The following is a 21,504-nucleotide window of genomic DNA, read 5'->3' as shown; positions in this document are numbered from 1 at the left end:
GTTGTTTGCTTGAGAGATAAATTCGTTTTCAAGGCGTTTGCCATCTTGAATTTTGGCTATATTATCATTTACAAGAGTTGCCATAACACCGAATTCATCTTTGCTACTTACTGGTATAGAGACTGGCTCTTTTATCTCATAATTTAAAAATTTAAAGAATGAATTTAGACCATCAGATATACTACCAAGTGGGCGTAGGAAACGAGAAATAAACAATACCAAAAGCACAACTATCACAACAATAAATATAGCTGATGTTATGATTTGATTGGTCAGCACAGCATTTAACATCTCATCAAAGTCGCTAATCGGACTTAAAGAGCAAGCAAGCCATCCAGAGCTTTCATGAATTTCGCAAGCACCGATCCTCGATGAGCCTTTAAATTCATATTCAAAGCCAGCATTGCCTGTTTTTGTGTAATTATTTTTAAATAGGCTTATAACATCTTTTAGTTCTTTACTATCAGACAATAGATAGTCTTTATTTGGATGGGCGATAAATACATTCTTTTTTAAGTCAGCTACTACAACATAACTATTTGGAGTATCTTTTATCACGGATACTTTCTGGGCAACGCTATCTAAATATATATCAATACCTAAAACAGCAACTATCTTTCCATCTACTTTTAGTGCTTTTGCAATACTAATAGACATAGTCCCTGAAACAGATCTATAAGGGTCAGAAAAGACTATCTCATCAGGCTTTTCAAGTGCTTTTATATACCAGCTGCGTTTTCTAGCATCAAATTTATCTGAAAGTGGTGTATAAAGAACATTTGGACTTTTACCAGGGGCAACTTCAGCATATATCATATCGCCACCATCAGCAAAACCAACGAAAATTTCATCTACATCAAGAGCTGATGATAGTTTATATAACTCTCTTTTGAAAATTTCTCTGTCATAAAGCATTTCTGGATGATTTTTAACATAGTTTTCAAAGCCTTGCATAGCTATAAATCTAGTGCCAATAAGCCCATCGACAAAGGTATTCAAAGAAACGGCTAGTGAGCGCTTAGAATCTTTTACTACATCTACGATATTTTCTCTTGAGGTATTATAACCCAAAACAGAAAATATAGTAAAAACAACTGTTAATAGCACAAAAATAATAAGTGCTATCTTGTTTGCTACTTTATTTAGCATACACTTCTCCTTGTGTTGTATAAAATTTTCGTATTCTACAACTTTTATGGCAAATAATTATTTAACGAAAAAGCCTTGAGCGATGATTTTATCATCAAATGGTTTAACGATTAAATTTTTATCTCCTATACTCACGCTAAATTCCATATCTTTTTTAGCTCTTGTGTAAGCAAGGGCAAGACGAGCAGCAAAATTTGTATCTTCATCATCTGCACCAACACTTAAAAAACTCTTTGCTCCCACTATATCATCTTTAGGATCAAAATTTATAGCGTGAAATTTATCGTTTGGATTTGCTAAAAGTGCGTTGTTATCACTCTCATCTCGCCCAATGATAAGTTTTGCACCATTTTTTAACCGCAGGTGTCTACCAAGCTTTAGCCAAGTAACATCTATATCGCGCATATTATCATCAAATTTTAAATACTCCTTTATCTTTACAGCAAAACTCTCAATAGTAAGCAAACATCCGCCACCAGGTGTTGCAAAGTCATTCTCTCCCCAGCCAAATTTCGCTGCCAAAGCAAGTTGTGGCTTTCTATCTCTTCCGCTTATATCAAGCAACTTTTGGCGATCGACCCAGCCTTCACGCTCTGGTTTTGTTGGCTCAAAAAGCTTAGCACACATAGGTCTTAGTATAAGCTCATCTTCATCATCAGCCAAATTTCTAACCTGCTTCATAGCCTCCCTACGCTGGCTCATAGGTCGCTGACCCAAAACCTCACCTGTAACTATAAAGCTAGCACCTTCGCTCTTAAGCATATTTAAAGCTACTTTAAACATATATCCATGACAATCAACACATGGGTTAAACTGCTTTCCGTAGCCGTATTTTGGGCTAAAAAGTACATCTTGAAGATATGCACTACGAATATCTACAACCTTAAAGTCAGCTCCTGCTAAATTTGCCCTTTTTTCAAGCGTAGCAAATTTTTCTGCCTCCGCTCCAAAACCAGTATCAATGTGAAGTGCGGTAACTTTAATACCTTGATCTGTTAGAAGTTTAATAGCAATCATACTATCAAGACCGCCACTAAATAACGCTAATGCTTTCATATTTGCCTTTGTAAATTTAAGATTATTTTTCCTAAGACAGCAAGCTTTTCAAATTTATCTTCATCGTTTGAGTTTTTAATATCGGCTTGCTTTCTTTGGAAATGTTTTAGTTTTAAGTTTGCTATGGCTTTATCAAATTTCTCCTTGCTGTCGATAGCCAAAGCGCTATCATCAAGCTCAAGCTCACGGATGTATTTGTCGCTATCATCGCTATTTGGCGAGATAATGGCTTTAAATGTCTGAGCATGATGAAAGAAAAATTCGTGATTTATACCCATGTCAAGTAAATTTTGCTTTAAATTTTTATCAGCCAAGATAGCCTTTAAGATAGCAAATTCTAAAATATCCTTTTTTCGCTCGCTAGCTGCTTTTGGCTGTGGCTTTGTATAAGTTTGGTGGCTAAAATTTGTACTACTTCTTATACCACCAAGGTTTAAAGAGCCAACATCTATACCTAAAAGGCTAGCCACAAGCGGAGTATAACTTTGTGCGATGATAGCCTTTAGCGACTTTGTATAGGCTAAAATTTCATCCAAGCAACGCTGTTTTTGTACTGGTTTATTAAGGTCATAGCCCTTTATGATATTCCTTATATAAAATTCGCCAAGCTCCACTCCAGAGTCAAAAAGACGCTGTAAATACTCTATCTTTCCATCTACAACCATATCAGCTGGATCTGCACCACCTTCGATGATAACGACTGAACCGTCTATTTGATTTAAGCTTAAAAGATGAGCTGAGCGAACGGCTGCGTGTATGCCTGCATCATCGCCATCAAAACAAAGAACTACACTTAAATCTTCATCGCGCTTTAAAAATGGCAAATGCTTTTCTGTAAGTGCGGTTCCTAGCACCGCAACAGCGTTATCAAAACCTGCGTAATGCAACATGATAACATCAAGATACCCTTCGCAAATGATAATCTGATGTTTTTTAGCAATATTTGTCCTTGCTAAATTTAGCCCATAAAATAGCCGCGATTTGTCAAAAATTTCAGACTGCGGGCTGTTTATATATTTGGCTGGATGATTTGATATAGTGCGTCCCCCAAAGCCAACTAGCTTTGAGTTATGACTATAAATGGGAAATGTGATACGATGGCTAAAACTAGCATAAATTCCCTGCTCGTTTTGTTTTACGATACCCACATCAAGAGCCTCTTTTGGCTCTATCTGCTCGTTTTGCAAAAAGCGTATCGTCTTTTGACCATCACTCGCCCAACCAAGCTCAAATTTAGCTATCATCGCATCATTTATACCTCGCGAGTAAAGATAGCGTAAAGCCTCTTCATTTTTATAAAGATCGGCACGATACATCGCATTTACACCCTCTAAAATACGCTTATCGTCCTTTATCTTTGGCGTATCTTTTGTATAAGAAAGGGTAAAATTTGACATACTAGCAAGCTTTTCGATCGCCTCTGGATAGCTTAGTTTTTCGTAATCCATTACAAATTTTATCGCATTTCCGCCAGCCTTACACGAAAAGCAGTGGTAAATTTGTTTTGATGGGCTTATACTCATGCTTGGATTTTTATCATCATGAAATGGGCAGACACACTTAAAATTTGCCCCCACTTTTTTTACAGGTATGTAGTGGCTTACAACATCGACAATATCGGTTACATCTAGTAATTTTTCTATACTATTTTGTTCTATCATAAGCGAGATTATACAATCATTTGGCTATAATGGGCTTAAAAAATTTATAAAGTATGAGCATGGATATATTTTTTATTGAGCATCGTGACCCTATTTTTGGACTTGTTGTGCTTTTTGCAATCATTTTAATGGTGGCTATCTTAAACTATGTTTGGGGTGTGTTTAGAGGTAAAGACGAAAAGCGAAGACTGGAGAAATTTATACAGAAATTTGAAGCCTCAAATGCCCTTAGCAAAGAGCATAAAGATATGCTAAGCAAGCTTGATGTTGATGCCCAAAGTCTTTGTATGCTAGGTAGCACATTTGCTAAAAATGGCGACTTTGAAAAGGCTATCGCAGTTTATGTCATAGCGCTTGAAAAGGTGCAAAACAAGCACGAAAAAGAGCTTGTTTTAACAGAACTTGGGCAAGCGTATTTTAAGGCTGGCTTTTTGCAAAACTCTATGGAAGTATTTTTAAAATCAGTAGAGCTAAGCCCGCGAAATGCCATTGCTTTGCGTCATCTTACTATGATAGATGAAAAGCTAAAACGCTATGACGATGCACTTGATACTTTGGTTGCACTAAGCGAGCTTGGCATTGATGTCAGTGCAAACGAAGCCTATATCAAGGCTCTTAAAATTTTAGACGATAAAGTGTTAAGCCCACAAGAAAAAGTAGAGCAAATTTTAGAGATGAAAGATGGGTTTAGGCTTTTAAAACGCATGTGTATGCAACTTTACATAAGACAAGGCATAAGCCTAAATAACCTTAACGAATTTGCTAATCTTGAAGATGTTATAGACCTTGTTTATGCTCAAGAAAACGCCATAAATTTAAAAGATGAGAACTACAAAGCGCTATTTAAAGCAAAAGGCGTAATAAATGAACCTTGCGATATTAATGGTTTTGAGTTAAATGTTCTTAAAAGCTTAAATGATGCTGGCTTTAAGGGGGCTGGACTTAGCTTTAACTATGTGTGCAAACACTGCAAAAACTCATTTCCTATGCACTTTTATCGCTGTCCAATGTGCCATGAGCTTGGTAGTGTAAAAATTTTACCGCATATCACAGAAGTTGCAAATGAAAACCGTATGCCTTTTTAGTGATGGCTCATGCTTAAATAACCCTGGTCCTGGCGGTTGGGCCTGTATCTTAGAGTTTAATGGTGTAAAAAAAGAGCTAAGTGGGGGCGAGAGCCAAACTACAAATAACCAAATGGAGCTTCGCGCCGTCATAGAGGGACTAAAAGCACTTAAAGAGCCGTGCAATGTCAAGCTTTACACCGATAGCTCATATGTGGCAAATTCTATAAACGACTGGCTTGATGGCTGGGTCAAAAAAAATTTTAAAAATGTCAAAAATGTTGATCTTTGGCAAGAGTATATACAAATCTCAAAACCACACAAAGTAAGGGCAAACTGGCTTAAAGCACATAACGGGCACCCGCAAAATGAGCGTTGCGACGAACTTGCGAGACAAGAAGCAACAAAGATCCAGATGAAAGGTTAATCGTGAAAAATTTACAAAAGAACCTAGGATATACATTTGAAAATATCAAACTTTTAAACGAAGCACTAACTCACAAAAGCACCAAACTACACTATAACAACGAACGCCTTGAGTTTTTGGGCGATGCTGTTATGGATCTTATAGTTGGAGAGTATTTATTTCGCAAATTTGAACGCATTGCGGAAGGAGATATGAGCAAACTACGCGCTGCACTGGTTAATGAAAAGAGCTTTGCCGTGATGGCAAATCACCTAAACTTAGGCGATTTTATAAATATTTCACAAGCCGAAGAAAATAACGGTGGTCGCATGAAACCCAGTATCTTAAGCGACGCTTACGAAGCCATAATAGGCGCCATATATCTTGAAGCTGGGCTTGAAACTGCACGCAAAGTAGCTATAAATTTGCTAGAAATTTGCTTTCCACAAATAGACATAACAAGCCTTGTAAAAGACTACAAAACTGCTCTACAAGAGCTAACTCAAGCAACTGTTGGCATCACTCCATCTTACGAGCTAGTAGGCAGTTTTGGCCCCGATCACAAGAAAGAATTTGAGATAGCACTCATTTTAAATGGTAAAGAAATTTCACGCGCGATCGGTGGCTCAAAAAAAGAGGCTCAACAACTTGCAGCAAAAATAGCACTTGAAAAGATGAAAAACTAAGGCATTAGATGAATACTTTTGGAGAAAAACTAAGACTTACAACATTTGGAGAAAGCCATGGTGTAGCCATAGGTGGCGTTATAGACGGCTTTCCTGTGGGTATTAAAATCGATCTTGATTTTTTACAAAGTGAGCTTAACAAAAGACGACCAGGACGAAATAAATTTGCTACAGCCAGAAATGAAGCTGATAAGGTTGAAATATTTAGCGGAATTTTTGATGGTTTAAGTACTGGTACGCCGATAGGTTTTGCGATATTTAACTCAAATCAAAAGTCAAACGACTATGAAAACTTGCGTGAAATTTTTCGTCCTGGGCATGCTGACTTTAGCTACTTTGCAAAATATGGCATAAGAGATCACCGTGGTGGTGGACGAAGCTCAGCCAGAGAGACTGCTGTGCGTGTAGCTGGTGGAGCTTTTGCGCAAATGCTCTTAGATGAATTTGGGGTTAGCACAAAAAGTGGAGTTTTAAGCGTAGGCAATGTGACAGCTGATCCTATAGATTGGCAATTAGCGCAAAACTCTGAAATTTTTTCTCTTGGTAATGAAAACGAGATGAAAGAGCTTATCATGCAAGCTCGCGAAAGTCACGATAGTATCGGAGCTAGCGTATTAAGCATAGCTAGTGGTGTGCCAGCTGGTCTTGGAGAGGGGCTTTATAATAAGCTTGATGCTGCTTTAGCGGCTGCTTTAATGGGTATAAACGGAGTAAAAGCAGTAGAAATAGGCGAAGGGGTAAATGCAAGCCGCCTAAAAGGCTCGCAAAATAATGACCAAATGAGCCAAAAGGAAAAATTTCTTACAAACCATGCTGGTGGCATACTTGGCGGTATGAGTAATGGCGAGCAAATAGTCATAAAAAGCCATTTTAAGCCTACGCCATCGATATTTAAATCCCAACATAGCATAAATTTAGAAGGCAAAGATACTAGCTTTGAGCTTCGTGGCAGGCACGATCCATGTATTGGTGTGCGTGGAAGCGTTGTGACAACAGCGATGATAAGGCTTGTTTTAGCCGATATGCTACTTTTAAATGCCTCGTCAAATTTAGCAAATTTAAAAAAAGCCTATGGACTATAAATCGTTTATCTCGCTACTTCTTGCGTTATAAACAAACCAGCTTAAAACCAAATAAAGTAAAAGCGCACCAAACGCCAAAAGAACATAAAACAGAGGCGAGTCAAGCTCACTTGTATTATGCAATGCAACAAAAGTTGCTAGCAAAGAAATTAAAAAGCCAGCAAGTTTTATTATAAAGCTTTTTGGATTAAGCGAGATAAACAAAAGTCCAGCAAACAGCACACAAAGTGCATAAAATGCAACATTTTGCATACCAAGCTGCACCTCATCAAAGGATGTAAATTTTAAAAATGCAGCAAAGAGTGCAGCAAAGAGTGCAAGAGCTATAAAAAAAATAGGCTTTTGCATAAGATTATAAAAAAAGCAGACGACACCACGGTTTGATTTATTGTAATCCATTTTCCATCCTTTTTTCGTTATTTTAAAATTTTAAAGCTTTATTTATCTTTTAAATTTTAAAATTACACAAAAACAAAGGAGAAGATATGCCTTTTATAAACATAAAAATGGCTGGACCAGAACCCACAAAAGAACAAAAACAAGAGCTTATATCTCAGATAACGCAAACTATGGTGAGCGTGCTTGGTAAAAAGCGTGAAAGGGTGCAAATTTATATCGAAACATTTGATGCAAGCTCGATAGGTACTGGCGGTATGAGTCTTGAAAATGTATTAAAGGAAAGCAAATGAATGAATTTAGCAAAGAGGATACAGAGCGCAAAGTGACACTAAAAGATGGGGATATGGCTCCAAATTTTAGCCTAGAAAATAGCGATGGGGTAAGTGTTAATTTAAAAGATTTTGTGGGTAAAAATGTTATTCTTTACTTCTATCCAAAAGACAACACACCAGGTTGCACAACGCAAGCATGCGAATTTAGTGCACTTTATGATGATTTTATTAGTGCAGATAGCATTATAGTTGGGGTTAGTCCTGATAGTGTGAAAAGTCATGCTGGATTTAGCACAAAGCAAAATCTAAAACACATCTTGCTAAGCGATCCAGACAAAGAGGTAGCTAAGCTTTATGGTGTGTGGCAAGTACGAAAAAACTACGGCAAAGAGTATCTTGGCATAGTTCGCACAACTTTTGTTATCGGCAAAGATGGTAAAATTTTAAAGGTTTATAAAAGTGTAAAAGCAAAAGATCATGCCGCAAAAGTCTTGGCTGATCTCGTAAAATAACCTAGAAAATAAGCCTTAAAACTGCAAATTTAACACACCTATGGGAAATGTTAAACATTTTTTGCTAGAATTGGGGCAAATTTAATCTGAAAGGCATAAAATGAACGCATCTGAGTTTATATGGATGGATGGAAAACTTGTAAAATGGGATGAAGCAAATGTGCATATTTTAACACACTCATTACACTATGGAAATGCCGTATTTGAAGGTACGCGAGCTTATATGACGGATAAGGGATTGGCTATATTTCGCCTTGATGAGCATACAAAAAGGCTTTTTAAGTCGGCTAAAATGACCGTTTTGGATATAAAATTTAGCCAAAAAGAGCTAGAAGAGGCGCAAGTAGAGCTACTTCGAGCAAATAAATTTAAAGGCAATGTCTATATCCGCCCACTAGTTTATCTAGGGTATGGCATAATGGGGCTTGCTCACACAAAAGCCCCTGTAAATACAGCTATTGCCGCATGGGAGTGGGGAGCGTATCTTGGTGAAGAGGGGCTTAAAAAGGGTATAAAAGTAAAAATTTCAAGCTTTACAAAGCTAAATGTCGCAGGACAAATGAGCCGTGCAAAAGCTAGCTCAAACTATCTAAGCTCGCAAATGGCAAACTATGAAGCAAAAGACGCTGGATATGACGAGGCGTTGTTGCTAGATAGCGAAGGATACATTTCAGAAGGTCCAGGCGAGTGCTTTTTTATAGTTGAAAACGGTGTTTTAATAACCCCGCCAAATGATAACAGCCTAGCTAGTATAACGCAAGATACGGTTTTAATGATAGCAAAAGATTTAGGCATAGAAATTCGTCGTGAGCGTATCACAAGAGATAGAGCCTACACAGCCGATGAGGCGTTTTTTACAGGCACAGCAGCCGAGGTAACCCCGATAAGCAATATCGACAACCGTGTGATTGGTAGTGGCGAGTGTGGAGAGGTTACAAAACGCTTACAAGATGCGTATTTTGATGTAGTTTACGGACGAAATGAAAAATACTCATCGTTTTTAACATATATTTAATTTAAGGAAAGAAATGCCAGCAGATTTAAATGACTATTTTAACAAAAAGAACAAAAATACCAACTCAAGCGGTGGGTCAAATGGTGGCGGAGGTGACTCAAATGAGCCACCAAAAATGAATTTTAAAAAGCCAAAAATGCCTGATGGCTTTGGTAAAATTGGTGCTGTAGCGTATGTTATCATAGCTATAGTTGCCATCATAGCTATAACTCAGCCATTTGTCATCATAAACTCAGGTGAAGTCGGTATCAAATCAACCGCGGGTAAATACGAGCCAAGTCCACTTCAGCCAGGCTTTCACTTTTTCATACCATTTATCCAAAAAGTGGCTATCGTTGATACTCGTGTAAGACTTATAAACTACACATCAGGCGAAGATATGGGTGAAGGAGCGATAAAAAGCATAAACACAGCGGGCATAATCCGCAAAAACTCTATCTCGGTCTTAGACGCCAGAAACTTACCAGTTAGTATAGACATCACAGTTCAGTACCGCCTAAATCCAGAAAATGCACCACAAACCATCGCTGCATGGGGCTTTAGCTGGGAGAGCAAGATAGTAGATCCTGTCGTGCGTGATGTGGTGCGAAGCATAGCTGGCAAATACACAGCAGAAGAGCTTCCGACAAAGCGTAACGAGATAGCAACCGCAATAGATGATGGTATCCGCAAAGACATCGACGCTCAGCCAAATAAGCCAGTCGAGCTACTCACAGTTCAGCTTCGTGAGATAATCTTGCCTGAGAAAGTAAAAGAGCAGATCGAGCGCGTTCAAATAGCAAAACAAGAGGCTGAGCGAACGAAGTATGAAGTTGAGCGTGCAAACCAAGAGGCTTTAAAAAAGGCAGCTCTTGCTGAGGGTACAGCAAAGGCAGTTATCATAGAGGCACAAGGTAAGGCAGATGCTGTAAAAATAGAAGCTGACGCGCAAGCATATGCAAACAAAGAGGTTGCAAAAAGCTTAGATATCAATCTATTACACCTAAAACAGATTGAAACTCAAGGCAAATTTAACGAAGCGCTTCGTGAAAATAGTGACGCAAAAATTTTCCTAACACCGGGTGGTGCAGTGCCAAATATCTGGGTTGACACAAAAGACAAAGCAAAACAAAGCGCGATAGAAAAATAAATAAAACTGGCAAGGCTTGACCTTGCCACTATTTGTCTAAATTTAAGCTCTTATAAAAGCGTTTAAATTTGATACAAATTTGGAATGAAAAATGATGAATATAGACTGGCAAAAAGTTAGCGGATTACTACCTGTTATAGTTCAAGAAGATAGCTCAAATGAGATTTTAATGCTTGCATATATGAACGAAGAAGCGCTAGATCTAAGCCTAAAAACAGGCTATACTCACTACTTTTCACGCACTAAAAATCGTATCTGGAAAAAGGGCGAAGAGAGTGGTAACACACAAAAAATCGTATCTGCTAGCCTTGATTGTGATAATGACACACTGCTACTAAAAGTCATACAAAATGGCGGTACAGCCTGTCATACTGGCGCAAAGTCTTGCTTTTTTAACCAAATAAATTTGCAAAATTTAAATATAGAAACCAAAAAACCATCGCCTAGCTCACAGCCAAGCTATGACATCATCGACGAGCTTTATCATGTTGTGCTTGAGCGCAAGCTAAATGCAAACCCTGAAAGTTCGTATGTTGCAAAGCTATTTTCAAAAGGAGAAAATGCCATCTTAAAAAAAGTAGGCGAAGAGGCGACTGAATTTGTTATGGCTGGCAAGGATGTTACCAGAATTTCACAAAATATCGCCAGCGCAAACGAACGCCTAGATACTGCAAATCAAAAAATAAACAAAATTTTAAGCCAAACAACTACCGAAGTAAAAGACGAGCTAAGCATCTTAGATATAGCTATGCTTACAGATGAGATTGTAAATCTTAATAAAATTTTACAAAAAAATAAAGAAGATATGGTGTATGAAGCAGCTGATCTTTGCTTTCACACGATTGTAGCTCTTGCAATGCACAATATCCATCCAGAGCGTATCAAAACCGAACTTGCTCGTAGATTTGGGCTAAGTGGGATTGATGAGAAAAACTCAAGGCAAAGCTAAATGCTAACAACACTGCGCCAAGACCTGTTATTTATCCTTGCAAATGCAAATTTGATTGACTACATGGCGTATGGATGGGTTGTTTTATGCTTTATTTTTTTAATGCTAATTGGTTTTTACTGCACCATAAAGTGGTGGTGGCAAATCGGTTTTTTAATCATCTTACTTGATGTTATAGCACTTTTTGTAGGAGGGTATTACGCAAATTTAGAGCTTTCAAAAAGGCTTAGACCAACTGAAATTTCACCCCTTTATCTAAAACAGTTAAAATACTCTGATAATCTTGTCATAGATCTAAACATTACAAATTTATCTAAAAATACATTTCAAATTTGCAAAATAAACATCAGTTTTTATGCAAATTCAGACCAAGAGTTTAAAAATTTTGTAAATGCTATAAATCCTTTTCGCGTAAAGTCGATATATATAGGTGAGCCACTGCATCCAGGTGTGACTAAAGAGCTTACAACTGTTGTAGAAAATTTTGCTTTTATTGATTATAATACAACAGTAAAAACGGAGTGTTTTGAATGAGCGCTAGCTATTTTACTATCGTACATTATGCTATTATCGGTATTTTAACTCTTTTGTCTGTCCTTTTTTTAATACTTTCAACAAGGGCAGATAGAAAGCTTTTGATACCACTTATTTTTACAAATTTTTTAGTTACAACTGCACTTATTGTCTTTTTGATGTTGGTTATTGACAAATATACAAAAAAAGGCAGACTAGATAATGTAACAAGCTATCGAGTATTAATGAACGAAAGTATTGTTTTTAAAGGCACGGTTACAAACATCGGTCGTTTTACAATAAGCAACTGTAACTTTACAGTAAAACTTGTAAATCAACCACTAAACAAAGATACTCTAAAAGGCGAAAATTTATTCAAACCAAGCGGACTTAGCATGTTTTCATGGCTTTTTAACGATAACCAAAATGACAAACCAAATACCGTTGAGTACAAATTTAGCGTCGTAAAAAACCTTCCTGCTAAAAAAAGTGTGCCATTTACTGTAAGCATGCCGTTTCCACCATATTTTAGCAAAACTATGCATATAACTAAAATAAGCTGCTACTAAGATGGATATCAAAAATTTTTCTCTTACAGACATCGTTGTCATAGGTGTTTTCGTAGCCATAATATCATCTTTATCTATCCCTCTTTTTATAAAAGAATCTCAAAATATAGATGTCAAATACGCAGCCACAAAAATAAACACCATCCTTGATGAGATAGATGTTTATCGCTCTGCTCGTGCAAGATTGAGCACTATTGGTGATTTAAACCTAACTATAGCTCCAGTCATACTTGATAAGCAAGTTTGCTTAAGAGTAGAATACATAGACCTAACAAAGATAAAATTTGACATAAACGATACCCATCAGCTATGTGCTATGGCTTGGAGAGCCAGCAAACACGAACGCACAAAAGACAGGATAATATCTAAAAATTTGCTATATTTTTTCTAAAACCAATACCGATATCAAAATAAAACTTAAATTACAAAAAGTAATATTTTTTCTTAATAATATAAGCAATCCTTAACAAATTTTGCGTTACACTACTCCTAATCTTGCTAACCAAAGGAGAAAAAATGCAAAGACGAAATTTTTTAAAAGGTGCTGCTGCAGTAGCGGCTGGTGCTAGTGGTGTAAATGCCTCAAGCTTCATTAGTGATAACTTAATGAACGACATGCCAGCAAAGATGAGTGCGAGCCATTTTGGTGCGATAAAAGGCTTAAGCAAAAACGGCAAATTTGAAGGTATGATGGACGCGACAGAGATAGACTTCTTTCCTGTTACGCTAACAGAAGGCGTTTTAGCTAGGACATACGATCAAACCCGTATCGCAAAGCCAAGCGTTAGAAAGGGCTACCTTGAAAAAGGCTACAAAAGCGACAAGAGCAAGCGCGGCAAAGATGAGTGGGTCGAGATAAGCTGGGATGAGGCGTATAAGCTAGTAGCCGATGAGCTAAAACGCGTCTATAAAGAACACGGCGCAAGTGCGATATATGGTGGTAGCTACGGCTGGTATAGCGTCGGTAGCGTAAATAACCCGCAAGCTCTACTTGGCAGAATGCTAAATATCCTTGGTGGCTACACTACAAGAACGCTTACATACTCAACGCATGCCATTCGCGCCATCATGCCTTACATCACGGGCACTGATGAGAGTAATGCCCTTCAAACAGCATGGCCTATGATACTAAAGCATACTGAAGTCGTAGTCATCTGGGGAGCAGATCCTATAAACACAAACCAAATCGCATGGGGTGTGCCAGATCACGAGAGCTACATCTACTTTAAAAAGCTAAAAGAGCAGATGAAAAAGCGTGACGTAAAGGTCATCACGATCGATCCAGTCTATAACAACACAGCCAAATATCTAGACAGCGAGCATATATTTGTAAATCCTACAACAGACATACCGCTAATGATGGCAATCTGCTACGAGATGATGGCGGCTGGCGTCGCAAATGAAAATTTCTTGAAAAAATATACAAGCGGTGCAGAGCAGTTTAAGGCGTATTTAAAAGGCGAAGGCGAAGATAAGGTAGTAAAAGATGCGGCTTGGGCGGCTAAAATTTGCAGTGTAAATGAGCAAGACATAAAAACACTAGCCAAAATTTTTGGCAGCAAAACGACTATGCTAATGGGCGGCTGGGGTCCGCAAAGAGCGCATCATGGCGAGCAGTTTCACTGGATGATGACAGTGCTAGCGGTATTTATTGGACAGATCGGTACTGAGGGCGGCGGATATGGCTTTGGCTATCACTATTCAGACGGCGGTTGCCCTAGTCCAGCAGCCCCTACTGGCAACGCATTAAGCGAAAATTTAAATGGCTCGCAAGGTGCTACGACATCTACATCTGCGGCATTTCCTGGACTTGGCTCAATGAGTATAGTGCCAAGCATTGATGGTGAATGGAAAAATCGTGATAATATCGCTATACCGGTCTCTAGAATTCTTGATTGTATAAACAATCCTGGCAAAGAGGTTGATTTTAACTGCAAAAAGCTCACATACCCAGAGTTAAAACTTGCCTACTGGGCAGGCGGAAATCCATATCACCACCATCCTGATACAAAAATGATGGCAAAGACATTTGAAAAGCTAGACACATTTATCGTGCAAGACTGCTTTTGGACGGCATCTGCTAGGATGGCGGACATCGTGCTTCCTGCCACAACCGAGCAAGAGCGTGATGATATCACAAAATCACACACAAATAAATTTATCATAGCTATGCATAAAATCGCCGAGCCATACTGCGAAGCTAAAAATGACTATGAAATTTACAGCGGCATCTTAAAGCAAATTGGCGAAAAAGAGTTTAACGCCTTTACTGAAGGCAAGAGCGAGATGGACTGGATCAAGCACTTCTACAATGCATCAAAGAAAAAGGCAGATGCAAGCAACATCCCTATGCCAAGCTTTGAGGAATTTTGGGAGAAGGGCTTTGTAAAATTTGAAGTCCCACAAAGTGCAAAAGAGTATGTCAAAATGGCAGATTTTAGAAAAAATCCTATCATAAACCGCCTAGGCACACCATCTGGCAAGATAGAGATCGTATCTAAAAAGATAGAAAAAGCAGGCTATGCCGACTGCCCAGCACACCCAACATGGATGGAACCGATGGAGTGGCTAGGAAGCAATAAGACTAAAAAGTATCCGCTAAATTTAGTATCGCCACACCCTAAATACCGCCTTCACAGCCAGCTAAATAACACTTGGCTAAGAAACCTTGAAGAGATTAAAGGCAGAGAGCCGATATGGATACATCCAGATGACGCCAAAGCCAGAGATCTAAAAACTGGCGATGTAGTTAAAATTTATAACGACAGAGGTGAGATACTAGGCGGTGTAATAGTGACTGAAAATGTCAAGCGAGGTGTTGTTAGAATGCAAGAAGGTGGCTGGTGGGATCCAGATAAAAACGGACTTTGCAAACACGGCAATGTCAATGTCTTAATCCCAAATGAGCCAACTTCAAGCCTAGCCATGGGCAACCAAGCAACCGCACTTGTGCAGATTGAAAAATTTGACGATGAGCTTCCGGAGCTTAAAGTCTTTTCGCAACCAAAATTTAGCAAGAAGGGTTAATGGATGAATAAAATTTTAGCTATTAGCACTATGGGTGCGTTACTAGCTGGTAGTTTGTTTGCAGCTGATATGTTTGTAAATACTCCTGCACCGATCTTAGATAAGGTCGGTGGCAAGAGCATAGCAGAGCTTTTTATCGGAGCAAAAGTCAAAACAGGAGCCGAACAAAACGGCTATGTTGAGGTGACATATACTGGCTTTGTACCAGGAGAGACACCAAACGCTTACGCAAAAGTGGGAGTTTTAGAGCATGACATCACAGCGACAAATCCAAAATCATTCAAACTCATCAAAAAACACAAAGATGACTATGATAATGAGTGGGATGAGGTCACGCTAAAAGGCTTTGTGAAAAAAGATGCGTTAGTAGGCGATATAGGCATCATTCACAAGGCTGGTGAAAATTTGTTTAAAGAGCGATGTGGTGGCTGTCATGCGTTGCATGGGTATGATGAGTTTAGCGCAAATGTCTGGCCAAGCGTGGTTGAATCCATGATAGGCAACTCAGCTCTTACGGGCGAAGAGGTGCAGACTCTAAACCGTTTCCTACAAAGCAAGGCGCCTACTGAGTAAAATAGGGGCTTAAAGCCCCTTGCCTTTGTTTTAAAACTAAAGTTTAACTTACTTTTTATCCCTTTTTTAATATAATCAAAGCATAAAATTTATGGAGCAACCTATGATAAGAATCGGCATTCACGGCGCTAGTGGCAAGATGGGACAAGAGATAGCAAGGTGCCTAAATGGCAATGAAAAAGCGAAACTAAATGTGGTTTATTCAGTCGATGAGATCACTCATTATCTTGATAAAAGCATACTTATAGCAAATGACCTTGATGAGCTTTTTGCAAATAGCGATGTTGTGATTGACTTTACGATAAAACAAGGTGCAATAAATTTGATAAACTATGCCCGCACCAATCCAAAACCACTAGTTATCGGAACAACTGGACTTGGCGAAGAAGGTGACGCACTTATAAATACAGCAAGTAACGCCATGCCAATACTTTGGGCTTCAAATATGAGTCTTGGAGTTGCTATACTAAACCACCTAGTTTTTACCGCATCCAAAGCACTTCGTGAATTTGACATAGAGATAGTTGAGATGCACCATAAACATAAAAAAGACGCACCAAGTGGCACCGCCCTAACCCTTGCAAATTCAGCAGCAAACGCAAGAGAACTAGAGCTAAAAAATGTTATGATAACTGGCAGAGAGGGCATAAGTGGAGAGCGTGAAAAAGATAGTATTGCAGTTATGGCACTTCGTGGTGGCGACATCGTTGGCAGGCACACCGTTGGCTTTTATAATGACGGTGAGTTTATCGAGCTAAATCACACTGCAACAAGTCGTGCAACCTTTGCAAAAGGGGCTATAAAAGCAGCGATTTGGCTAGTAAATCAACCAAACGCAAGATACAGCATAAACGACTGCTTGGGGCTTTGACGAAATTAATAAATTTTATAAAATTATGGACTTAAAATGCTATCAAGCGTTCATAATTTTATACAAAAAAGAGTAGCAAATTTAGGTGATAATGCAGAGCCTAAAGTATTTAATGTTTTAGAAATTTAAAAAACTAAAAAGGGGTAAAAATGTGTGCAATAGTGGGCGTTATAAACTCGCCAAGTGCCGCAAAGACTGTGTATTATGCGTTATTTGCTATGCAGCATAGGGGGCAAGAGGCAAGTGGCATAAGTGTTTGTGACAACGCAGAGATAACAACATTTAAAGGAAATGGGCTTGTCACCGATGTCTTTTCAGCAAAAATCATAAATGAGTTAAAAGGCGATATGGCTATCGGACATAATCGCTACGCAACCGCTGGCAAAAGCTCTAGTGGCGATGCTCAGCCAATAGCTGCAAACTACTCACTAGGACAAATTTCAGTCGTTCATAACGGAAATTTAGTAAATAAAGATGAAGTTAGAAATGATCTAATCCATGATGGAGCGATATTTCAAACAAATATGGATACAGAAAATATCGTACATCTCATCGCAAAAAACCACAGCCTACATTTAAAAGAGCGCATCATCTCAGCCCTAGAAAAGATAAAAGGAGCATATTGCCTGCTCTTTCAATCCAGACACAAAGTCTTTGCCGTTAGGGATCGCTACGGAGTTAGACCTCTATCTTTAGGGCGTTTAAAAGATGGTGGATATATCATAGCTAGTGAAACTTGCGCATTTGATCTTGTCGAGGCTGAGTTTATTAGAGATGTAAAACCTGGCGAGATGATAATATTTGAGCACGGAAAGAGTGAGTTTGAAAGTATAGAGCTCTTTAAGCCAGAGCCTAGAATTTGCGCGTTTGAGTACATCTATTTCGCTCGTCCAGATAGCGTTATAGAAGGTAAATCAGTCTATGAAGCTCGCAAAAAAATGGGCGAAACGCTTGCTAAAAAAAGTGAGGTAAAGGCTGACTTTGTTATACCTGTACCAGATAGCGGTGTTCCTGCGGCACTTGGGTATGCAAATGCAAGTGGCATACCATTTGAGCTAGCTATCGTGCGTAACCACTATGTTGGCAGGACATTTATCGAGCCAACACAAGAGATTAGAAATTTAAAAGTTAAGCTAAAACTAAATCCAATGAGCTCAGTATTAAAAGATAAAAGCGTCGTAGTTATAGACGACAGCATAGTTCGTGGGACGACATCAAAAAAGATAGTCGAGCTACTTCGTCATGCTGGAGTGCGCGAGATACACTTTAGGGTGGCTTGCCCTGAGTTAAAATTCCCTGAGCGATACGGCATTGATACGCCAAGCTTTGAAGAGCTTATAAGTGCAAACAAAAGCGTTGAGCAAGTGCGCGAGTATATCGGTGCTGATAGTCTTGAGTTTTTAGATATTGATGAGTTAAAAAGCAGTCTTGGTAATGAGCGAAAATACTCGCTAGTAAGTTTTGATGGGGACTATTTTATAAAATGAAGTTTTTTAGGCTAGTTTTTCTTGCGGCTTTTACAGTACTTTTTGCTAGCTGTGCCGCAAAAAAAGAGACTAGCACCACAATTACAAAAGCTATTTTGTATGAGTATTATGAAAATGACTTAAGCCTTCAAAAGATGGGGTTTTATGCAAAATTTAACGATAAAAATGTAAGCGATATAGCAAATATTACTCATCTTAAAACTTTAACCGGTAAAGAAAATTTTATTATACAAAAGTTAAGCGAAATCGGCTTAGTGCTACTAAATTTAGATACAAATCAAACCATAAATTTAGACCAAAAAGTCAAGCTTTACAATGCAAAAGGCATAAAAATTTATGAAGTAAAACCAGGCTTTATACAAAGCATGGTCTTTGTCGCAAGTAATGGGATTTGTACCACTTGGAGCAAAGAAAATCCCCTTTTTGCAAGGACTGTAAGTAACTACTATCCATTTTTAAATCAAAATTTACGCACACCATTTGCAAGCAAGATAGAACTCATCTTACAAAAAAATAAAGGCGCGCTTGTGGGCGATTTTGCCATTATAGATACGCTTTTTAGTGACGAAAAAGCAAACTACATAGATGAGCTTACCAAACAAGATGAGTTTAAAAACTCCCTTACAGATGACATTATCAAGCAAGCTAGGGTGCTAGACTTTATCTGCGAGATAAAATGATACGAGAAATTTTAAAGGCAAACATCGCCAAACTCCTGCTCATAACTATTTTAACACTTGTATATAGCTGGCTTGGCGTAGCAACTTTAGCGTTTATAAATGATGAGCTTTTAAACATTAAAAGCTTTGACGGGTTGATTTTAGCAAAATTTCTTGGGCTTTTGCTTGCCTTTTTTGTGCTCTCAGTTTATGCAAATATCACTCTTTCAAATTTCGGGCATAAGCTTGTTTATACTATAAGAAAACGCTTAGTAAAGCAAATTTTAGACACACCAAACGCCCAGATAAATATGATCGGCAAAGCAAAAATCATCGCAAGTCTAAATAGCGACATAAAGACCATATCCTTTGCCTTCATGAGTGCGCCAAGCTTGCTTCAAGGCTCTGTTTTTTTATTTGCTGTTTGTGCATATCTATTTTACATCTCGCCCAAGCTTTTCATCTTTGTTGCTGTTTGGATGAGCGTGATACTTTTGATAAACGCCTATTTGATGAAGCATGTACATAAAAATTTTAAAATCTCACGAACCAAAGATGATGAGCTGCAAGCGAGCTACAACGACATAGTAGAGGGTCACAGAGAGCTTAGCCTAAGCCCAGAGCGAGCGTTTTTAACTTATGGCGAGCTTGATGTGGTAGCAAATGAAAAGATGGCAAGTATGATAAAAACTGACATCTACCACTCTATCGGCAACAACTTTAGCAATATAATGCTTCTAGGTCTTGTTGGGCTTTGTATATTTTTATGTCTTGCTTATGAGCTCGCTAGCCTTGAAACAGCTGTTACGATGAGCCTTGCGATACTATTTTTGCGTGGCTCTATTTTATCAATGATGGGCGCTATACCAACTACACTTAGTGCAAAAGTTAGCCTAGATAAAATTTCAAAACTAGAGTTTGTAAATTTTAAAGCTGATTTTAAAAAGCGTGAAAATTTGTTTAAAAACTGGCAAGAAATTTGCCTAAAAAATGTAGATTTTTCATACGCTCAAGGTTTTGGACTTAAAAATATAAACTTTTGCATAAAGCGCGGTGAGATTGTATTTTTAATAGGTAAAAATGGCAGCGGCAAAAGTACATTTGTAAATGTCTTGTGCGGACTTTTGCGTCCAAATAGTGGAGAAATTCTAATCGACTCAAACCCAGTTACTGAAGAAAATTTAAGAGAGTATCAAACAAATATAAGTGCGATATTTAGCGACTTTTACTTATTTTCTCAAGTCATTGATGAAAATGCAAATGAAGCCAGCAAAGATCAAGTCGATGGGCTTTTGTCTTTGCTTGAGATAGATGATAAGGTTAAGGTTGTACAAGCAAAACTTAGCACGACATCCCTCTCACAGGGTCAGCGAAAGCGTTTGAGCCTATTTATAGCACTACTTCAAAACCCAGGACTTTTGGTACTTGATGAGTGGGCGGCAGATCAAGATCCGATATTTAAACGAGTATTTTATAGAGAAATTTTACCGCTTTTAAAAGAGCGTGGGGTTAGCATACTGGCTATCAGCCACGATGATGGGTATTTTGATGTAGCAGAAAGAATTTTCCTAGCAAAAGATGGCACGATAAGAGAGTTAGTGGGTGCTGAGCGCGAAAGTGCAAGCAAAGATGCTACAAGCAAGTTAGAAGAGAGTTAAATTTACCCTTTTTTAAAAGGTTTTTGTATAAAATATTTAAAAATCTTAAAGGCGGCAGATGAAGTTTGTAAATTTCAACCACCAAAAAACATTAAGCCTAGCAAATTTACTAAGCTTAACAAATGAAAAACTAGCTAGCGAGTTATCGCTCTGCGAGTATAGGTATATATCATATTTTCAAGATCCTGCGCTTAACAAAGACGCTCACATACGCTGTGAAATAGGCTCTATAAGCTATGTTTTAGCCCTACTTTGCAAGTACTCTGGTGCTACACAAAGTTACTTTGATGAGCTTGATGATGGCTTTTTAAGTGGTGAGTGCAATGTCGGCGAAGAGGAATTTGAAACCCTTTGTGAATGGCTAAAAGACGCTGAAAATATCATCATAGACAGCTCATTTTTTACTCATCCTGATGCACAAATGCTATTTGAGTTTTTAGAAATTTTAGATAAAAACATCATCTTAGCAGACACAAAACAAGATGAATATCAAACCACTGGTAAGTTATGTGAGCTAAAAGAGTTGGAAAATTTTGATGGAAGTGTTGTTTATAAGATAAACTCACAAGAGTTAAGGCTTGTTGGAGGGTTAAATTTTTCCCTTGTTAGCAAGATAAAAAATGGCGATAAAGTAAAAATATGCCTACTTGATGATGAGATAAAATTTGAACAAAATGACGATATAAAGGGCGTTGTTGCATTACTATATGCGCCAAATTTAAAAGGCTACTGCTTTGAGCTTGTAAAGCTTACCAAGGTTTAAAATA

23 protein-coding genes are annotated in these 21,504 nt (G+C 38.1%); 19 read left to right on the top strand and 4 right to left on the bottom strand.

What is annotated here, in order from left to right; genetic code table 11:
- From U5B17_RS06245 to dnaG, 3 genes are all read right to left on the bottom strand, one after another.
- Positions 1-1,149 (bottom strand): PDC sensor domain-containing protein (locus U5B17_RS06245; protein ID WP_430804491.1); only part of this gene is annotated, 1,149 nt, incomplete at its 3' end.
- Positions 1,150-1,206: 57 nt separating this feature from the next.
- On the bottom strand, positions 1,207-2,205 hold the full coding sequence (locus tag U5B17_RS06240) for an argininosuccinate synthase domain-containing protein (RefSeq protein ID WP_430804490.1): 999 nt from the start codon (positions 2,203-2,205) through the stop codon (positions 1,207-1,209).
- Positions 2,202-3,866, bottom strand: a complete 1,665-nt coding sequence (gene dnaG / locus U5B17_RS06235; RefSeq protein ID WP_430804489.1) for a DNA primase — start codon at positions 3,864-3,866, stop codon at positions 2,202-2,204. The genes U5B17_RS06240 and dnaG overlap by 4 nt, the downstream gene beginning before the upstream one ends.
- 59 nt (positions 3,867-3,925) lie before the next feature.
- Between dnaG and U5B17_RS06230 the strand changes: the two genes are divergently transcribed.
- From U5B17_RS06230 to aroC, 4 genes are read left to right on the top strand one after another with little or no spacing between them, the layout of a single operon-like run.
- Positions 3,926-4,951 carry a hypothetical protein gene (locus U5B17_RS06230; RefSeq protein ID WP_430804488.1) on the top strand — a complete coding sequence of 342 codons (1,026 nt, stop codon included), beginning with the start codon at positions 3,926-3,928 and terminating at the stop codon, positions 4,949-4,951.
- Positions 4,929-5,357 carry a ribonuclease HI gene (rnhA, locus tag U5B17_RS06225; protein ID WP_430804487.1) on the top strand — a complete coding sequence of 143 codons (429 nt, stop codon included), beginning with the start codon at positions 4,929-4,931 and terminating at the stop codon, positions 5,355-5,357. Before U5B17_RS06230 ends, rnhA begins: the two co-directional genes overlap by 23 nt.
- A gap of 2 nt (positions 5,358-5,359) precedes the next feature.
- A complete protein-coding gene (gene rnc, locus U5B17_RS06220; protein WP_430804486.1) occupies positions 5,360-6,022 on the top strand; it encodes a ribonuclease III in 663 nt (220 codons plus the stop codon).
- Positions 6,023-6,030: 8 nt separating this feature from the next.
- The gene (gene aroC, locus U5B17_RS06215) at positions 6,031-7,104 is read left to right on the top strand and encodes a chorismate synthase (protein ID WP_430804485.1); all 1,074 of its coding nucleotides are present in this window, start codon (positions 6,031-6,033) and stop codon (positions 7,102-7,104) included.
- Here the strand turns inward: aroC and U5B17_RS06210 are convergent.
- Positions 7,099-7,503 (bottom strand): hypothetical protein, encoded by a 405-nt coding sequence (locus tag U5B17_RS06210; RefSeq protein WP_430804484.1) that lies wholly within the window; start codon positions 7,501-7,503, stop codon positions 7,099-7,101. The two genes, aroC and U5B17_RS06210, sit on opposite strands and share 6 nt — an antisense overlap.
- Positions 7,504-7,589: 86 nt before the next feature.
- On the opposite strand from U5B17_RS06210, the gene U5B17_RS06205 reads away from it, so the two are divergent.
- The 15 genes from U5B17_RS06205 to U5B17_RS06135 all read left to right on the top strand — a co-directional run bounded on the left by U5B17_RS06205 (position 7,590) and on the right by U5B17_RS06135 (position 21,500).
- Positions 7,590-7,793, top strand: coding sequence for a tautomerase family protein (locus U5B17_RS06205; RefSeq protein ID WP_230056759.1), 204 nt, complete (start codon positions 7,590-7,592; stop codon positions 7,791-7,793).
- Positions 7,790-8,287, top strand: a complete 498-nt coding sequence (bcp, locus tag U5B17_RS06200) for a thioredoxin-dependent thiol peroxidase (protein ID WP_430804483.1) — start codon at positions 7,790-7,792, stop codon at positions 8,285-8,287. Before U5B17_RS06205 ends, bcp begins: the two co-directional genes overlap by 4 nt.
- 100 nt (positions 8,288-8,387) lie before the next feature.
- On the top strand, positions 8,388-9,302 hold the full coding sequence (locus tag U5B17_RS06195) for a branched-chain amino acid transaminase (protein WP_430804482.1): 915 nt from the start codon (positions 8,388-8,390) through the stop codon (positions 9,300-9,302).
- A gap of 13 nt (positions 9,303-9,315) precedes the next feature.
- Positions 9,316-10,431 (top strand): prohibitin family protein, encoded by a 1,116-nt coding sequence (locus tag U5B17_RS06190; protein ID WP_430804481.1) that lies wholly within the window; start codon positions 9,316-9,318, stop codon positions 10,429-10,431.
- Between the two features lie 94 nt (positions 10,432-10,525).
- Positions 10,526-11,380: a bifunctional phosphoribosyl-AMP cyclohydrolase/phosphoribosyl-ATP diphosphatase HisIE gene (hisIE, locus tag U5B17_RS06185; RefSeq protein ID WP_430804480.1), complete on the top strand. Its 855-nt coding sequence runs from the start codon at positions 10,526-10,528 to the stop codon at positions 11,378-11,380.
- Positions 11,381-11,914 (top strand): DUF2393 family protein, encoded by a 534-nt coding sequence (locus U5B17_RS06180; protein ID WP_430804479.1) that lies wholly within the window; start codon positions 11,381-11,383, stop codon positions 11,912-11,914.
- On the top strand, positions 11,911-12,462 hold the full coding sequence (locus tag U5B17_RS06175; RefSeq protein ID WP_430804478.1) for a DUF2393 family protein: 552 nt from the start codon (positions 11,911-11,913) through the stop codon (positions 12,460-12,462). The genes U5B17_RS06180 and U5B17_RS06175 overlap by 4 nt, the downstream gene beginning before the upstream one ends.
- Before the next feature lies 1 nt (position 12,463).
- Positions 12,464-12,853 carry a hypothetical protein gene (locus U5B17_RS06170; RefSeq protein ID WP_430804477.1) on the top strand — a complete coding sequence of 130 codons (390 nt, stop codon included), beginning with the start codon at positions 12,464-12,466 and terminating at the stop codon, positions 12,851-12,853.
- Positions 12,854-12,957: 104 nt separating this feature from the next.
- Positions 12,958-15,489: a molybdopterin-dependent oxidoreductase gene (locus tag U5B17_RS06165; protein ID WP_430804476.1), complete on the top strand. Its 2,532-nt coding sequence runs from the start codon at positions 12,958-12,960 to the stop codon at positions 15,487-15,489.
- 3 nt (positions 15,490-15,492) lie between these two features.
- Entirely contained in the window at positions 15,493-16,062 is a 570-nt protein-coding gene (locus U5B17_RS06160; RefSeq protein WP_430804475.1) for a hypothetical protein, read from the top strand.
- A gap of 103 nt (positions 16,063-16,165) precedes the next feature.
- Positions 16,166-16,933 (top strand): 4-hydroxy-tetrahydrodipicolinate reductase, encoded by a 768-nt coding sequence (gene dapB / locus U5B17_RS06155; RefSeq protein WP_430804474.1) that lies wholly within the window; start codon positions 16,166-16,168, stop codon positions 16,931-16,933.
- Positions 16,934-17,082: 149 nt separating this feature from the next.
- Positions 17,083-18,420, top strand: coding sequence for an amidophosphoribosyltransferase (gene purF, locus U5B17_RS06150; RefSeq protein WP_430804473.1), 1,338 nt, complete (start codon positions 17,083-17,085; stop codon positions 18,418-18,420).
- Complete coding sequence (locus tag U5B17_RS06145) at positions 18,417-19,100, top strand: DUF8095 domain-containing protein (RefSeq protein ID WP_430804472.1); 684 nt, start codon at positions 18,417-18,419, stop codon at positions 19,098-19,100. Before purF ends, U5B17_RS06145 begins: the two co-directional genes overlap by 4 nt.
- Positions 19,097-20,737 (top strand): multidrug ABC transporter permease/ATP-binding protein, encoded by a 1,641-nt coding sequence (locus tag U5B17_RS06140; protein ID WP_430804471.1) that lies wholly within the window; start codon positions 19,097-19,099, stop codon positions 20,735-20,737. Before U5B17_RS06145 ends, U5B17_RS06140 begins: the two co-directional genes overlap by 4 nt.
- Positions 20,738-20,795: 58 nt before the next feature.
- Positions 20,796-21,500: a hypothetical protein gene (locus U5B17_RS06135; RefSeq protein WP_430804470.1), complete on the top strand. Its 705-nt coding sequence runs from the start codon at positions 20,796-20,798 to the stop codon at positions 21,498-21,500.
- The last annotated feature ends 4 nt before the right edge of the window (positions 21,501-21,504 follow it).

The organism is Campylobacter australis (assembly GCF_050586305.1).
In the GTDB taxonomy this organism is placed as follows: domain Bacteria; phylum Campylobacterota; class Campylobacteria; order Campylobacterales; family Campylobacteraceae; genus Campylobacter_A.
Note: the sequence above shows the minus strand (reverse complement) of the source record. Positions and strands in the feature narration are given on the sequence as shown.

What these genes read in the sequence shown, in the direction of transcription:
- U5B17_RS06230 (WP_430804488.1), top strand. Translation starts at nt 3,926, where the DNA reads ATGGATATATTTTTTATTGAGCATCGTGACCCTATTTTTGGACTTGTT.
- aroC (WP_430804485.1), top strand. Translation starts at nt 6,031, where the DNA reads ATGAATACTTTTGGAGAAAAACTAAGACTTACAACATTTGGAGAAAGC.
- U5B17_RS06175 (WP_430804478.1), top strand. Translation starts at nt 11,911, where the DNA reads ATGAGCGCTAGCTATTTTACTATCGTACATTATGCTATTATCGGTATT.
- U5B17_RS06190 (WP_430804481.1), top strand. Translation starts at nt 9,316, where the DNA reads ATGCCAGCAGATTTAAATGACTATTTTAACAAAAAGAACAAAAATACC.
- U5B17_RS06210 (WP_430804484.1), bottom strand. Translation starts at nt 7,503, where the DNA reads ATGGATTACAATAAATCAAACCGTGGTGTCGTCTGCTTTTTTTATAAT.
- bcp (WP_430804483.1), top strand. Translation starts at nt 7,790, where the DNA reads ATGAATGAATTTAGCAAAGAGGATACAGAGCGCAAAGTGACACTAAAA.
- U5B17_RS06160 (WP_430804475.1), top strand. Translation starts at nt 15,493, where the DNA reads ATGAATAAAATTTTAGCTATTAGCACTATGGGTGCGTTACTAGCTGGT.
- U5B17_RS06195 (WP_430804482.1), top strand. Translation starts at nt 8,388, where the DNA reads ATGAACGCATCTGAGTTTATATGGATGGATGGAAAACTTGTAAAATGG.
- dnaG (WP_430804489.1), bottom strand. Translation starts at nt 3,866, where the DNA reads ATGATAGAACAAAATAGTATAGAAAAATTACTAGATGTAACCGATATT.
- U5B17_RS06240 (WP_430804490.1), bottom strand. Translation starts at nt 2,205, where the DNA reads ATGAAAGCATTAGCGTTATTTAGTGGCGGTCTTGATAGTATGATTGCT.
- U5B17_RS06135 (WP_430804470.1), top strand. Translation starts at nt 20,796, where the DNA reads ATGAAGTTTGTAAATTTCAACCACCAAAAAACATTAAGCCTAGCAAAT.
- U5B17_RS06145 (WP_430804472.1), top strand. Translation starts at nt 18,417, where the DNA reads ATGAAGTTTTTTAGGCTAGTTTTTCTTGCGGCTTTTACAGTACTTTTT.
- U5B17_RS06205 (WP_230056759.1), top strand. Translation starts at nt 7,590, where the DNA reads ATGCCTTTTATAAACATAAAAATGGCTGGACCAGAACCCACAAAAGAA.
- U5B17_RS06140 (WP_430804471.1), top strand. Translation starts at nt 19,097, where the DNA reads ATGATACGAGAAATTTTAAAGGCAAACATCGCCAAACTCCTGCTCATA.
- rnhA (WP_430804487.1), top strand. Translation starts at nt 4,929, where the DNA reads ATGAAAACCGTATGCCTTTTTAGTGATGGCTCATGCTTAAATAACCCT.
- U5B17_RS06170 (WP_430804477.1), top strand. Translation starts at nt 12,464, where the DNA reads ATGGATATCAAAAATTTTTCTCTTACAGACATCGTTGTCATAGGTGTT.
- purF (WP_430804473.1), top strand. Translation starts at nt 17,083, where the DNA reads ATGTGTGCAATAGTGGGCGTTATAAACTCGCCAAGTGCCGCAAAGACT.
- dapB (WP_430804474.1), top strand. Translation starts at nt 16,166, where the DNA reads ATGATAAGAATCGGCATTCACGGCGCTAGTGGCAAGATGGGACAAGAG.
- U5B17_RS06180 (WP_430804479.1), top strand. Translation starts at nt 11,381, where the DNA reads ATGCTAACAACACTGCGCCAAGACCTGTTATTTATCCTTGCAAATGCA.
- hisIE (WP_430804480.1), top strand. Translation starts at nt 10,526, where the DNA reads ATGAATATAGACTGGCAAAAAGTTAGCGGATTACTACCTGTTATAGTT.